Genomic DNA, 13,965 nt, shown 5'->3' on the forward strand with positions numbered 1-13,965 from the left:
CCTCAAGCGGGTGGCAGCGGGCGGCGTCAGGCCGCCCGCCGCGCCGTCGCAAACAGCCCGCTGCGCAGCGCTTCCAGGTCGAGCACGCGCAGGCCGCCGTACTCCACGACGATGGCGTTTTCGCGCTGCAGCACGGACAGCGCCTCGTTGACGCGCTGGCGTGACAGGCCCACCAGGTAGGCCAGCTCCTGCTGGGTGATGCGCAGCACCTCGCCCACGCCCGGGTACAGCAGCGGGTGAAAGAGCGCGGCCAGGCTGCGGGCCACGCGCAGGTCGGGGTTGGTGAGGCGGTCGATTTCGCGGGCCGAGATGAACTGGCCCAGGCGCTCGTTGAGCTGGCTCATGACGAAGCGGTTGAAGCCGATGGAGTGGTCCAGCAGCCAGTGGAAGGTGTCGATGGGCAGGCCGGCGACCACGCTTTTTCGGATGGCCTGCACGTTGTAGCGGTAGGGCTCGCGCTTGACGGCCGTGCCCTCGCCGAACCAGCCGCCCGGAGGCAGGCCGGCCAGCGTCATGCTGGCGCCATCGGCGCCATCGGTGTTCATCTTGAGCAGGCCTTCGACCACGCCGAACCAGTAGGTGGGCGCGCGGCCGGTGCGGCAGACGTAGTCGCCGGACTGTGCGTCGCCGACGACCAGCGCCTTGTGCGCGCGCTCGCGCTCGGCGGGCTGGAGCAGGGCCAGCCAGGGAATGCCATCGAGTTCCTCGGGTCGGGGCGCACGGCGGCGCTGGTGCAGTGACAGTTCTTGGCTCATGGAGTCGCGGCGAGGGTGCGCGGATGAATCAACAAAACCACCCAAGCATTGCCCGAGGCCAGTGGCTGGCGTGAGCGGGATTTCCAGAAGGACGGCGACCCGCTGCGAACGGGCTGGAGCGCAAGCCCCCCAACGGGCAATGAGACCGTTTTGGCACCATTTGTTACGGCGCGTTTTCCCGATGATGAGTTTCCCGAAGATTGTCGTCAAACAGACACCACGGCGTCAAAGCCAGTCCTACGATGCAGTCCAAGCCGGTGGGTCTCAGCCTGGGCATTTGCACCACGCGGCCACCATCCACGAACAACCAAGGACATGGAATGACGACCACGTTCCCGCACCTGCTGCTCCAGCATGCTGCCCAGCGCCCACAGGCACCGGCGCTGCGCGAGAAGGAATACGGCATCTGGCAGACCTGGAGCTGGAGCGAGGCCGCGCAGACCGTGCGCCACATGGCCTGCGGCCTGGCGGCGCTGGGCCTGGCACGCGGCCAGAATCTGGCCTTCATCAGCGACAACCGGCCCCATGTCTACATGAGCTTCCTGGCCGTGCAGGCGCTGGGCGCCGTGCCGATCCCGCTGTACCAGGACGCGGTGGCGGCCGAGATGCGCTTCGTCATCGAGGATGCCGAGATCGACTTCGCCTTCGCCGAGAACCAGGAGCAGGTGGACAAGCTGCTGGAGGTGCGCGAGAGCGTCCGCGGCCTGGGCCACATCATCTATGACGACCCGCGCGGCCTGCGCCACTACGACCAGCCGGGGCTGATCAGCACCGAGGCGCTGCTGCAAAAGGGCAAGGAATGGGAGGCCGCCCACCCGGGCGCCTGGGATGCCATGCTGGCGGCGCTGTCGCCCGACGACGTGTCCGTCATCCTCTACACCTCGGGCACGACGGGCAAGCCCAAGGGCGTGTGCCAGACCCACCGCAGCTTTGGCGAGTCGGCACGCGGCGGTGTGCAGGTGGACCGCCTGGGCCCTGGCGACAACGTGATCTCCTACCTGCCTCCGGCCTGGGTGGGCGACCACCTGTTTTCCTTCGCGCAGTGGCTGGTGGCGGGCTTCACCATCAACTGCCCGGAGTCGGCCTCGACCGTGTCCATCGACCTGCGCGAGATCGGCCCCAGCTACTACTTCGCGCCGCCGCGCATCTTCGAGGGCATGCTGACTTCGGTGTCCATCCGCATGGAGGATGCCGCGCCGTTCAAGCAGTGGATGTACGGGCGCGCCATGGCCGTGGCGCGGCGCGTGGGATCGGACATCCTGGACGGCAAGAAGGTGGGCGCGCTGGACCGCCTGAAGTACGCGCTGGGCGACCTGTGCATCTACGGCCCGCTGCGCAATGCCATGGGCCTGTCGCGCATCCGCGTGGCCTATACGGCGGGCGCGGCCATCGGGCCCGAGCTGTTCCGCTTCTTCCGCTCCATCGGCATCAATCTCAAGCAGCTCTACGGCCAGACCGAGACCTGCGCCTATGTGTGCATACAGCGCGACGGGCAGGTGGAACTGAGCAGCGTGGGCCAGGCCGCACCGGGCATCGAGCTGAAGATCGCCGACAACGGCGAGGTGCTGCTCAAGGGCGTGTCCGTGCTCAAGGAGTACTACAAGCGCCCCGATGCCACGGCCGAAGTGGTGGATGCCGACGGCTGGTTCCACACGGGCGATGCCGGCGTGATCGACGCCAGCGGGCAGCTGCGCATCATCGACCGCGCCAAGGACGTGGGCAAGACCAGCCGGGGCGCCATGTTCGCGCCCAACTACATCGAGAACAAGCTCAAGTTCTTCCCCCAGATCAAGGAGGCCGTGTGCTTCGGCCACGGTCGCGACCAGGTCTGCGCCTTCATCAACATCGACTACGAGGCCGTGGGCAACTGGGCCGAGCGCCAGGGCCTGCCCTACGGCGGCTATGTGGACCTGGCATCGAAGGCCAAGGTGCTGGAGATGGTGGCCGACTGCGTGGCCCAGGTGAACGCCGACCTGGCCGCCGAAGCCGGTATGGCCGACACGCAGGTGGCGCGCTTCCTGGTGCTGCACAAGGAGCTGGACCCCGACGACGACGAGCTGACCCGCACGCGCAAGGTGCGCCGCGGCTTCATCGCCGACAAGTACGGCGTGCTGGTCGATGCGCTGTACACGGGCAAGCGCGAGCAGTTCATCGAGACCCAGGTCAAGTTCGAGGATGGCCGCACGGGCAGCGTCAGCGCCACGCTGTCCATCATCGACGCCAAAACCCATTCGGCCCACGCCTGACCGGAGCCGCTGACATGACTCACAAGAAGATCGGCGATGTCATCCTCGACATCAAGAACATCAGCCTGCGCTTCGGCGGGGTGAAGGCGCTGACGGACATCTCGTTCGATGTGCGCGAGCACGAGATCCGCTCCATCATCGGCCCCAACGGCGCGGGCAAGAGCTCCATGCTCAACTGCATCAACGGCGTGTACACCCCGTCCGAGGGATCGATCACCTTCCGGGGCAAGACCTTCAGCCACATGAACAGCCGCCAGGTGGCCGAGATGGGCGTGGCGCGCACCTTCCAGAACCTGGCGCTGTTCAAGGGCATGAGCGTGATCGACAACATCATGACCGGCCGCAACCTGCAGATCAAAAGCGGCATCCTGATGCAGGCCCTGCGCCTGGGCCCGGCCCAGCGCGAGGAGATCCGCCACCGCGAGTTCGTCGAGCACATCATCGACTTCCTGGAGATCCAGGCCTACCGCAAGACCCCCGTGGGCCAGTTGCCCTACGGCCTGCAAAAGCGCGTGGACCTGGGCCGCGCCCTGGCCATGCAGCCGCAGGTGCTGCTGCTGGACGAGCCCATGGCCGGCATGAACGTGGAGGAAAAGCAGGACATGTGCCGCTTCATCCTCGATGTCAACGACGAGTTCGGCTCCACCATCGTGCTGATCGAGCACGACATGGGCGTGGTCATGGACATCAGCGACCGCGTCGTGGTGCTGGACTACGGCAAGAAGATCGGCGACGGCGCACCCGACGAGGTGCGCCAGAACGAAGACGTGATCCGCGCTTACCTTGGCACCAGCCACTGAGGGGACTGACATGGGATTTTTTCTGGAAACCTTGTTCGGCGGCCTCATGGTAGGCACGCTGTACGCGCTGATCGCCATCGGCTTCGTGCTGATCTTCAAGGCCTCGGGCGTGTTCAACTTCGCCCAGGGCGCGATGGTGCTGTTCTCGGCCCTGGCCATGGCGCGCTTTTCCGAGTGGATCCCGAAGTGGATCGGCATGGAGCCGGGCTGGTTCACCAACCTGCTGGCCATCTGCGTGTCGCTGGCCATCATGGTGGTCGTGGCCTGGGTGATCGAGCGGCTGGCGCTGCGCCACCTGGTCAACCAGGAGCCCATCACGCTCTTGATGGCCACGCTGGGCATCGCCTACCTGCTCGACGGACTGGGCCCGATGATCTTCGGCAGCGCCGTCTACAGCATCAACGTGGGCATGCCCAAGGACCCCATGTTCATCCTCGACGGCCTGTTCGAGGGCGGCGTGCTGCTGAGCCAGGAAGACCTGTATGCGGCCTGCATCGCCGCGCTGCTGGTGGCCGCGCTCAGCGTGTTCTTCCAGAAGACCAAGACCGGCCGCGCGCTGCGCGCCGTGGCCGACGACCACCAGGCGGCGCAGTCCATCGGCATCCCGCTGTCGCGCATCTGGGTCATCGTCTGGTCGGTGGCCGGCGGCGTGGCCCTGGTGGTGGGCATCATCTGGGGCTCCAAGCTGGGCGTGCAGTACTCGCTGTCGCTGGTGGCCCTGAAGGCCCTGCCCGTGGTGATCCTGGGCGGCCTGACCTCGCTGCCCGGCGCCATCATCGGCGGCCTGATCATCGGCGTGGGCGAGAAGCTCTCCGAGGTCTACCTGGGCCCCATGGTCGGCGGCGGCATCGAGACCTGGTTCGCCTACGGCCTGGCCCTGTGCTTCCTGCTCGTGCGGCCCCAGGGGCTGTTCGGCGACAAAATCATTGATCGCGTTTGACCGTTACGGAGAACCTGCACATGTTTTATCGTGAGAACGGTCAATTCAAGACGACCTACGCATCCGACCAGCAGATCTTCGGCGTCGCCCAGGACCGCTGGGCCATCGTGGCGCTGCTGGCCGTCGCCTTCCTGGTGATTCCCTTCAGCGTCAGCGACTACACCTTCCAGGCCGTGCTGATCCCCTTCCTGATCATGTCGCTGGCGGCGCTGGGGCTGAACATCCTGGTCGGCTACTGCGGCCAGATCTCGCTGGGAACGGGCGCCTTCATGGCCGTGGGCGCCTATGCGGCCTACAACCTGCAGGTGCGTTTCGAGGGCATGCCGCTGCTGGTGGCCCTGATCGGCGGCGGCGTGCTGGCCATGGTCTTCGGCGTGATCTTCGGCCTGCCCAGCCTGCGCATCCGCGGCCTGTACCTGGCCGTGGCCACGCTGGCCGCCCAGTTCTTCGTGGACTGGCTGACCAGCCGCGCCGCCTGGGTGACGAACAACTCCTCCTCGGGCTCGGTGAGCGCGGGCCCGCTGTCCATCATGGGCTGGAAGATCGACACGCCCATGGAAAAGTACCTGCTGTGCCTGGGCATCCTGTGCCTGCTGGGCCTGGCCGCCAAGAACCTGGTGCGGGGCGCCATCGGCCGCGAATGGATGGCCATGCGCGACATGGACGTGGCCGCCAGCGTGATCGGCATCCGCCCGACCTACGCCAAGCTCAGCGCCTTTGCCGTGAGCAGCTTCATCGTCGGCGTGGCCGGCGCGCTGTGGGGCTTCGTTCACCTGGGTGCCTGGGAACCTGCGGCCTTCAGCCTGGACCGCTCGCTGCAGCTGCTGTTCATGATCATCATCGGCGGCCTGGGTTCGGTGGTCGGCAGCATCTTCGGCGCGGCCTTCTTCGTCCTGCTGCCGCTGCTGCTCACCCAGGTGCCTCACTGGCTGGGCCTGCCGCTGTCCACGGCCACGGCGACCTACCTGGAGCACATGATCTTCGGTGCGCTGATCGTGTTCTTCCTTATCGTGGAGCCGCATGGTCTGGCAAAACTGTGGGCCACAGCCCGCCAGAAGCTTCGCGTCTGGCCCTTCCCGCATTGAGTTGATCTGTATCGAGACAGGGCGCCACAGAGTGCCGGATAACCGGGGAATCTTCCCCAGCCAACTAGGAGACAACGTCATGATGTTCAAGAAAGTCGCCATCGCCGCCGCCACCGTCGCAGCCGGAATCGGCGGCCTCGTGGCCGCCCCCGCCGTCCAGGCCCAGGACCAGTTCGTGCCGCTGCTGGTCTACCGCACGGGCCAGTTCGCTCCGCTGGGCATTCCATGGGCCGATGGCAAGCAGGACTACATCAAGCTGGTCAACGCCAAGGGCGGCATCAATGGCGTGAAGATCGCCTACGAGGAATGCGAGACGGCCTACGACACGGCCAAGGGCGTGGAGTGCTATGAGCGCCTGAAGGGCAAGGGCGGCGGCGCGGCGGGCTTCGATCCGCAGTCCACCGGCATCACGTTCGCCGTGACGGACAAGGCGCCCGGCGACAAGATGCCCATCATCACCACGGGCTACGGCCTGTCGCAGTCGGCCGACGGCAAGGTCTTCGAGTGGAACTTCCCGCTGCTGGGCAACTACTGGACAGCGGCCGATTCCATCATCCAGGACATCCTCAAGAAGGAAAAGGGCAGCCTCAAGGGCAAGAAGATCGCCCTGGTCTACCACGACTCGCCCTATGGCAAGGAACCCATTCCGCTGCTGCAAAAGCGCGCCGCCAAGGAAGGCTTCGACCTGACGCTGCTGCCCGTGACGGCGCCCGGCGTGGAGCAGAAGTCCACCTGGCTGCAGATCCGCCAGCAGCGCCCCGACTACGTGCTGCTGTGGTCGGCCGGCGTGATGACGCCCACGGCCGTGCGCGAGGCGCAGGCCACCGGCTACCCGCGCGAGAAGATGTACTCCATCTGGTGGGCCGGCTCGGACCATGACGTGAAGGACATCGGCGCCGGCGCCAAGGGCTACAACACCGTGACCATCCACAACACGGCCGAGCACGACAAGGTGCACGACGAGGTCAAGGCCATGGTCTACGACAAGGGCCAGGGCACGGCCACCGACGCCAAGGAACTGGGCGCCATGGCCCATACGCGCGGCATGGTGATCTCCATGCTGCAGGTGGAGGCCATCCGCACGGCACAGGAAAAATACGGCAAGGGCAAGGTCATGACCTCCGAGCAGGTGCGCTGGGGCCTGGAGAACCTGAACCTCACTCAGGAGCGCCTCAACGAGCTGGGCTTCGGCAAGATCATCCGCCCCGTCAAGACCAGCTGCGACAACCACCTGGGCACCGACTGGTCGCGCATCGCCCAGTGGGATGGCGCCAAGTGGAAGGTGGTCTCCGACTGGTACCAGGCCGACAAGTCCATGGTCGAACCGCTGGTCAAGGAGTACGCGGACAAGTACGCCAAGGAAAAGAACGTAAAAGCTAGAACTTGCACCCCCTGAGGCGCTTGCGCGCCTTCCCCCTCTCTACCCGCTTCGCGGGGGAGGGGGACGACACCCTCGGTGCGGGGCGGCCCTTCCTCGGTGTCCCTGAGTTGGGGCATGCCCCGCGCAGAGATGCTTCGAGAGTTGCGGCCCCGCACTCCGCTTTCGTATCAACGCCCATGGACGACGCCATGACCACCGCACCCACCTCCGCCCCGGCCGCCAGCGATCCGCTGCTCGTGGTCAATGGCATCGAAGTCATCTACAACCATGTGATCCTGGTGCTCAAGGGCGTTTCGCTCCAGGTGCCGCGCGAGAGCATCGTGGCCATCCTGGGCGGCAACGGCGCGGGCAAGACCACGACGCTGCGCGCCATCTCCAACCTGCTCAAGGGCGAGCGCGGCGAGGTGACCAAGGGCACGATCGAGCTGGAGGGCGAACGTATCGAAAGCCTCACGCCCTCCGAGCTGGTGCAGCGCGGCGTGGTCCAGGTCATGGAGGGGCGGCACTGCTTCGCCCACCTGACCATCGAGGAAAACCTCATGACCGGCAGCTACACGCGCACCGACAAGGGCGAGATAGCGGCCAACCTCGAGAAGGTCTACAACTACTTTCCGCGCCTGAAGACGCGCCGCACCTCGCAGGCCGCCTACACCTCAGGCGGCGAGCAGCAGATGTGCGCCATCGGCCGCGCGCTGATGGCCAATCCGCGCATGGTGCTGCTGGACGAACCTTCGATGGGCCTGGCCCCGCAGATCGTCGAGGAGGTGTTCAACATCGTCCGCGACCTCAACAGCAAGGAAAAGGTCACCTTCCTGCTGGCCGAGCAGAACACCAACATGGCGCTCAAGTACTCGGACTACGGCTACATCATGGAAAGCGGCCGCATCGTCATGGACGGCGCGGCCTCGGACCTGGCCAGCAACGAGGACGTCAAGGAGTTCTACCTGGGCGTGGGCGGCGGCGAGCGGAAAAGCTTCAAGGACGTGAAAAGCTACAAGCGCAGAAAACGTTGGCTTGCATGAATACCCCCTGAGTCGCTTCGCGCCTTCCCCCTGAAAGGGGGACGACACCCTCGGTGCGGGGCGGCCCTTCCTCGGTGTCTCTCGCCTGGGGCCGCGCCGGTTTCGCAGGCAACGGCGTTGCTGAATTTCTGGAATAAACCACTATCACTGGCCGGACTCCATCTGCCCTTTTCCACATACAGGACTAGCCATGAGTGCCTTCTACGACGCGCTGGAGACGCGCACCCCTGACGAACGCGAAGCGGCGCTGCTGGCCGCCCTGCCCCGACAGATCGCCCATGCGCAGCAACAGTCGGCTGCCTTCGCCCGGATCCTGGACGGCGTCGACGCCGCGCAGATCACCAGCCGCGAGGCCCTGGCCCGCCTGCCGGTGACGCGCAAGTACGAGCTGCTGCAGCGCCAGGCCGAGCAGCGGCCCGCGCAGATCTTCGGCGGCTTCAACGCCATCGGCCTGGGCCAGCCCATGCCGCGCCTGTTCTGCAGCCCCGGCCCCATCTACGAGCCCGAGAGCCGCCGCCCCGACTACTGGCGCATGGCGCGCGCGCTGCATGCCTCTGGCTTTCGGCCCGGCGAGCTGGTGCACAACTGCTTCAGCTACCACTTCGTGCCCGCGGGCTCGATGATGGAAAGCGGCGCCCATGCGCTGGGCTGCACGGTGTTCGCAGGCGGCACGGGCCAGACCGAGCAGCAGGTGCAGGCCATGGCCGACCTGCGTCCCGCCGGCTACGTGGGCACGCCCAGCTTCCTCAAGATCATTGTGGAAAAGTCCGTGGAGATGGGCCTGCCCATCCCGTCCGTGACCAAGGCCATGGTCTCCGGAGAGGCCTTTCCGCCCTCGCTGCGCGACTGGCTGGCCGAGCGCGGCATCGCGGGCTACCAGTGCTACGCCACGGCCGACCTGGGCCTGATCGCCTACGAGACCGAGGCGCGCGAAGGCCTGGTGCTGGACGAGCAGGTCATCGTCGAGATCGTGCGCCCCGGCACGGGCGACCCCGTGGCGCCCGGCGAGGTGGGCGAACTGGTGATCACCACCTTCAACCCCGACTACCCGCTGATCCGCTTCGGCACGGGCGACCTCTCTGCCGTGCTGCCCGGCCAGTGCCCCACGGGCCGCACCAACGCACGCATCAAGGGCTGGATGGGACGCGCCGACCAGACCACCAAGGTGCGCGGCATGTTCGTGCACCCGGGCCAGATTGCCGACGTCGTGCGCCGCTTTCCGCAGGTGGGGCGCGCAAGGCTGGTGGTCACGGGCGAGATGGCCAATGACCAGATGCAGTTGCTGGTCGAAACCCGCGAGACCTCGCCGGGCCTGGCCCAGCAGCTGTCCGACGCGGTGCGCGAAGTGACCAAGCTGCGCGGCGACGTGCAGATGGTGCTGCCGGGCACCCTGCCCAATGACGGCAAGGTGATCGAAGACGCGAGGTCGTACAAGTAGCCACCGAGGCGCGGGGACGGTGGCCGCGCAGCCGGCGCAATCCCTGAAAACATGACGCCTGTCAAGCCTCCAAGGGTTTGCACTAGATCAATGGCAAGGGAATCTGCTGCGGCGCAATAGAAACAATTCTTAAAATTCGTCTCCTCGTGCATTCGGTTTCTTTTGCGTGTTTGCCCTTTAGGGCGAAAACGCATCGCCCCCTATCATTTGCACGCCATTCACCTGGAGACACTATGAAAGCATTGTTCAAGATCGCAGCCATCGCCCTGGCAGCCGGCGCAGCCATTGGCGCTCATGCGCAGGACTATCCTGCCGCAGGCAAGACGATCACCCTCATCGTGCCGTTCACCGCAGGCGGCCCGACCGACAAGGTGGCCCGCGATCTGGCCGAGTCCATGCGCAAGCATCTGAACAATGCCACCATCGTGGTGGACAACGCCGACGGCGCCGGCAGCACCATAGGCACGGCCAAGGCTGCACGTGCCCGCCCTGACGGCTACACGCTGCTGATCAACCACATCGGCATGTCCACGATCCCGTCGCTGTACCGCAAGCTGTCGTTCAACGTGCTCAACGACTTCGAGTACGCCGGCATCATCAACGACGTGCCCATGACCCTGATCGGCCGCCCCAGCCTGCCGGCCAAGAACTTCGCCGAGGTCAAGGACTGGATCGGCAAGAACCAGGGCAAGGTCAACCTGGCCAATGCCGGCATCGGTTCCGCCTCCCACCTGTGCGGCCTGATGCTGCAGGCGGCCATGAAGACCGAAATGACGCCCGTGCCCTACAAGGGCGCCGCGCCGGCCATCGCCGACCTGATCGGCAACCAGGTCGACCTGCTGTGCGACCAGACCACCAACACCACGGGCCAGATCACGGCCAAGAAGGTCCAGGCCTATGCCGTGACCACGCCCAAGCGCCTGGTCATGCCCGCACTGAAGGACCTGCCGACGCTGGCCGAAGTGGGCGTGCCTGACTTCCAGGTCACCATCTGGCATGGCCTGTACGCGCCCAAGGGCACGCCGGCCGACATCGTCAAGAAGGTCAACGAGGCCATGAAGGCCGCCCTCAAGGACCCCGAGTTCATCAAGCGCCAGGAAGCCCTGGGCGCCGTGATCGCCAGCGACGGCCGCATCGAACCCGAAGGCCACAAGAAGTTCGTCCAGGCCGAGATCGAGAAGTGGGGCAAGGTCATCAAGGCAGCCGGCACCTACGCCGACTGATCCCGAGGACCACCACCGCGACGGATCGCCCAGTTGCAACCACGATCAAGCCCGGCTTCGGCCGGGCTTTTTCGTTGGCGGGGACGGCGCGACAGCGGCGATGCAGGGTTCAGGGCGCCGGCCCGCGCAGCGCCATCACGGCCTGCCAGCTGCCGCCGCGCTGGCTTGCGTTGTAGAGGTTGCTCTGCGTGTTGCCGGGACCTTCGTAGTAGCTGCCGCGCATCAGGCATTGCGATCCCGAGGCCGTGCAGTGCACAAGCTCGACGCCGAACATCAGCGCCGGCCGGCCGCTGGCCCGGTCCAGCACCTGCTCGCCGCCCTTGCCCACGTCGCAGGCCGAAGCCGGCCGCACCTGGCTCTGGCCGCTGAGCAGGGCCAGCGTGCCGGCATCGGGGTCCAGCAGCGCCCATCCACGGCCGTTGCCTATGCAGTAGGCCGCCGCCTTGGGGCCGAGGTTGGAGGCGTTGTCCAGAAACAGCAGCGAATACACGGCCGCCGCCGCTCCCGGAGGTGCCTGCGGGCCGGTGGGCGCCTTGGGCCTGTCGGCGCAGGCGGCCAGCGCCAGCGTGGCGGCCAGCGCGCCCAGCCAGGGCAGGAATCGGGAGGAATGACGGAGGCGGTGCATGGAAGTCCTTTCTTTCTCGCAATCTGCGTGCGTGTTTAACACGGCGCGCGGCCCCTGCTGCGGCTCAGGCCGGGCCTTCGAGTTCGGCATGCCGCCGCTCGAACAGTTCAATGAGGTGGTCCGCCACGGCCCGCACCCGCCGCGAATGGGCAAGGTCGGCATGCATGGCAAGCCAGATGGGCTGATCGGCGCCCAGCTGCGGCTCCACGCAGACCAGCCCCGCCTGCCGCGCCAGGAAATGCGGCAGCACGGCCAGGCCCAGGCCCGCCTGGGCCGCGGCCAGCTGCGCGGACAGGGTGTTGGTCTCCAGCCGGCAGGGACGCCCGCGCAGGGCGCGCGCCATCCAGCGTGCGGCGGGCAGGTGGGCATGGCTGTCGTCCCAGCCGATCAAGGCGTCGCCTTCGAAGGGGTCCGAGCCGCTTCGGCCAGCGCGGCCAGCAACATGGCCGGCCGATCCGTACAAGCCGAAACCCAGCGTTCCCAGGCGCCGGATCGTGACGTGGCCGGCCTCGGGCTGGGTCATGCGCACGGCCAGGTCGGCATCGCGCCGGTGCAGGTTCAGCGTCTGCACGCCGCTGACCAGCTGCACGCGCAGCCCCGGATGGCGCGCGAACAACTGCGCCAGCGAGGGCACGATCAGCGGGTTGGCCAGGTTCTCCGCCGTGGCCAGCCGCACCACGCCCGCGACCTGCGCCTGGCTGTGCGCGGCATCGCCCAGGGCCTGGGCCGCCTGCTCCAGCGTCTCGGCCGGGGCCAGCAGCGCCTGGCCGTCGGCCGTGAGCCGATAGCCGCTCTGGTGGCGGCTGAACAGCGGCATGGCCAGCGCGGACTCCAGCCGGTCCAGCCGGCGCGAGACCGTGGCCACGCCCAGCCCCAGCGCGGCCGAGGCGCCGCTCAGGCTGCCGGCGCGGGCAATGGCCAGGAAGATGCGGGCGTCGTCCCACTGCAATGAAGTGCTCCTTGGTTTTCCTGGAAAGCCCTTGCGGAGAGCCTTTGCGGAAATGTTTTCCGGAAATGGAAGATCGAAGCGCGATTTTCTCAGTAGGCAAGCCCACCCCGGAAAACCATACTGGCCCCTTGTTTCAGCAAGAGGATATGCAATGCAACAACGCACACTTGGCCACGATCTGCAGGTATCCGCCCTGGGCCTGGGCTGCATGGGCATGAGCGAGTTCTATGGCCCGCGCGACGACGCCCTGGCGCTGCAGGCACTGGACCATGCCGTGGAGGCCGGCATCGACTTCCTGGACACGGCCGATGTCTACGGGCCGCACCACAACGAGGAGCTGATCGGCCGCTTCCTGGCCACGCGCCGCCCGCGCGTGAAGATCGCCACCAAGTTCGGCATCGTGCGCAAGGCCGGGGAGTACCGGCGCAGCATCGACAACAGCGCGCAGTACGCGCGGCAAAGCTGCGAGGACTCGCTGCGGCGCCTGGGCGTGGAGCGCATCGACCTGTACTACGTGCACCGCGTCGATGCCACGCGGCCCATCGAAGAGACCATGCAAGGGCTGGCGCGCCTGGTGCAGGAAGGCAAGATCGCCCGCATCGGCCTGTGCGAGGTCAGCGCAGCCACGCTGCGCCGCGCCCATGCCGTGCACCCGGTGGCGGCGGTGCAGACCGAGTATTCGCTGTGGACGCGCGAGGTGGAGGACGAGGTGCTGCCCGCCTGCCGCGAGCTGGGCGTGGGGCTGGTGGCCTATTCGCCGCTGGGGCGCGGCTTTCTCACGGGACGCTTTCATGGCGGCACGGCCTTCGAGCAGGGCGATTTCCGCGCCAGCCTGCCGCGCTTTCAACCCGGCAACATCGACACCAACCAGGCCCTGGTGGGTGCCGTATCGGCCCTGGCGCAGCACAAGGGCAGCACGCCTGCGCAGATCGCCCTGGCCTGGCTGCTGGCCCAGGGGCCGGACGTGGTGCCCATTCCGGGCACCCGGCGCATCGCCCATCTGCAGGACAACCTGGGCGCGCTGTCCGTGGCACTGACGCCCGGCGAGCTGGACGAGCTGCGGCGCGCCAGCGACGAGCTGCCCGTGGCCGGGCAGCGCTATACGGAGGAAGGCATGAAGGGCATCAACGCCTGACGGGCCAGCGGGGGCCGCCGGCTTACCAGGTGACGTCGCTGTTCTCGGCGGCGCTGCGGCGCAGCATGTCGATCATGGGCGCAGCGCGCTGGCGCAGGCTGACGGCATCGCGTGCGCCCGGTGCGGCATTGTCCTGGTCGCCATCCTGCGCATCCTCTTCCTGGTTGGCCTTGCGGCGGGCATCGTCATCGGCCACGGCGGCTTCCAGCGCATCGATGGCGGCCGGGATCTGCTGGACGGTGATGATGCCGCTGGCGCCGGGCGTCTTGCCGACGATCTCCAGGACCTGGCGGCCGTTGGATTCGAGCATGATGACGTCGGCCGTGGCACGGGACTTGAACTTGTAGAGCATGGCTATCCTTTTTC

Annotated in this window: 13 protein-coding genes; 9 read left to right on the forward strand and 4 right to left on the reverse strand. The window is 66.9% G+C overall.

Features of this window, described 5'->3' with window-relative positions; genetic code table 11:
* Nucleotides 1-26 precede the first annotated feature (26 nt).
* Nucleotides 27-755: a Crp/Fnr family transcriptional regulator gene (locus U6958_RS30610; protein WP_016446592.1), complete on the reverse strand. Its 729-nt coding sequence runs from the start codon at nucleotides 753-755 to the stop codon at nucleotides 27-29.
* Nucleotides 756-1,075: 320 nt separating this feature from the next.
* On the opposite strand from U6958_RS30610, the gene U6958_RS30615 reads away from it, so the two are divergent.
* The 8 genes from U6958_RS30615 to U6958_RS30650 all read left to right on the forward strand — a co-directional run bounded on the left by U6958_RS30615 (nucleotide 1,076) and on the right by U6958_RS30650 (nucleotide 10,890).
* Nucleotides 1,076-3,001, forward strand: a complete 1,926-nt coding sequence (locus U6958_RS30615; protein ID WP_074920656.1) for a long-chain fatty acid--CoA ligase — start codon at nucleotides 1,076-1,078, stop codon at nucleotides 2,999-3,001.
* A gap of 14 nt (nucleotides 3,002-3,015) precedes the next feature.
* A complete protein-coding gene (locus U6958_RS30620) occupies nucleotides 3,016-3,801 on the forward strand; it encodes an ABC transporter ATP-binding protein (RefSeq protein WP_013804350.1) in 786 nt (261 codons plus the stop codon).
* 10 nt (nucleotides 3,802-3,811) lie between these two features.
* Entirely contained in the window at nucleotides 3,812-4,741 is a 930-nt protein-coding gene (locus U6958_RS30625; protein WP_016446594.1) for a branched-chain amino acid ABC transporter permease, read from the forward strand.
* A 20-nt stretch (nucleotides 4,742-4,761) separates the two neighbouring features.
* Nucleotides 4,762-5,826 carry a branched-chain amino acid ABC transporter permease gene (locus U6958_RS30630; RefSeq protein ID WP_016446595.1) on the forward strand — a complete coding sequence of 355 codons (1,065 nt, stop codon included), beginning with the start codon at nucleotides 4,762-4,764 and terminating at the stop codon, nucleotides 5,824-5,826.
* Between the two features lie 79 nt (nucleotides 5,827-5,905).
* Nucleotides 5,906-7,222, forward strand: coding sequence for an ABC transporter substrate-binding protein (locus U6958_RS30635; RefSeq protein WP_016446596.1), 1,317 nt, complete (start codon nucleotides 5,906-5,908; stop codon nucleotides 7,220-7,222).
* A 173-nt stretch (nucleotides 7,223-7,395) separates the two neighbouring features.
* Nucleotides 7,396-8,229 (forward strand): ABC transporter ATP-binding protein, encoded by an 834-nt coding sequence (locus U6958_RS30640; RefSeq protein WP_016446597.1) that lies wholly within the window; start codon nucleotides 7,396-7,398, stop codon nucleotides 8,227-8,229.
* A 190-nt stretch (nucleotides 8,230-8,419) separates the two neighbouring features.
* Nucleotides 8,420-9,667 (forward strand): phenylacetate--CoA ligase family protein, encoded by a 1,248-nt coding sequence (locus U6958_RS30645; RefSeq protein WP_016446598.1) that lies wholly within the window; start codon nucleotides 8,420-8,422, stop codon nucleotides 9,665-9,667.
* 233 nt (nucleotides 9,668-9,900) lie between these two features.
* On the forward strand, nucleotides 9,901-10,890 hold the full coding sequence (locus U6958_RS30650) for a tripartite tricarboxylate transporter substrate-binding protein (RefSeq protein WP_074920659.1): 990 nt from the start codon (nucleotides 9,901-9,903) through the stop codon (nucleotides 10,888-10,890).
* Nucleotides 10,891-10,999: 109 nt separating this feature from the next.
* On the opposite strand, the gene U6958_RS30655 is transcribed toward U6958_RS30650, so the two are convergent.
* Together U6958_RS30655 and U6958_RS30660 are read right to left on the reverse strand one after the other, a co-directional pair.
* Entirely contained in the window at nucleotides 11,000-11,515 is a 516-nt protein-coding gene (locus U6958_RS30655; protein ID WP_016446600.1) for a hypothetical protein, read from the reverse strand.
* 64 nt (nucleotides 11,516-11,579) lie between these two features.
* Complete coding sequence (locus tag U6958_RS30660) at nucleotides 11,580-12,464, reverse strand: LysR family transcriptional regulator (protein ID WP_074920661.1); 885 nt, start codon at nucleotides 12,462-12,464, stop codon at nucleotides 11,580-11,582.
* Nucleotides 12,465-12,615: 151 nt separating this feature from the next.
* On the opposite strand from U6958_RS30660, the gene U6958_RS30665 reads away from it, so the two are divergent.
* A complete protein-coding gene (locus U6958_RS30665; protein ID WP_074920664.1) occupies nucleotides 12,616-13,599 on the forward strand; it encodes an aldo/keto reductase in 984 nt (327 codons plus the stop codon).
* A gap of 22 nt (nucleotides 13,600-13,621) precedes the next feature.
* Here U6958_RS30665 and U6958_RS30670 read toward each other — a convergent pair whose 3' ends face one another.
* The gene (locus U6958_RS30670; RefSeq protein ID WP_016446603.1) at nucleotides 13,622-13,951 is read right to left on the reverse strand and encodes a DUF1840 domain-containing protein; all 330 of its coding nucleotides are present in this window, start codon (nucleotides 13,949-13,951) and stop codon (nucleotides 13,622-13,624) included.
* Between the last annotated feature and the right edge of the window lie 14 nt (nucleotides 13,952-13,965).

Origin of the sequence: Delftia lacustris, from assembly GCF_040267515.1 — a bacterium.
In the GTDB taxonomy this organism is placed as follows: domain Bacteria; phylum Pseudomonadota; class Gammaproteobacteria; order Burkholderiales; family Burkholderiaceae_C; genus Comamonas; species Comamonas tsuruhatensis.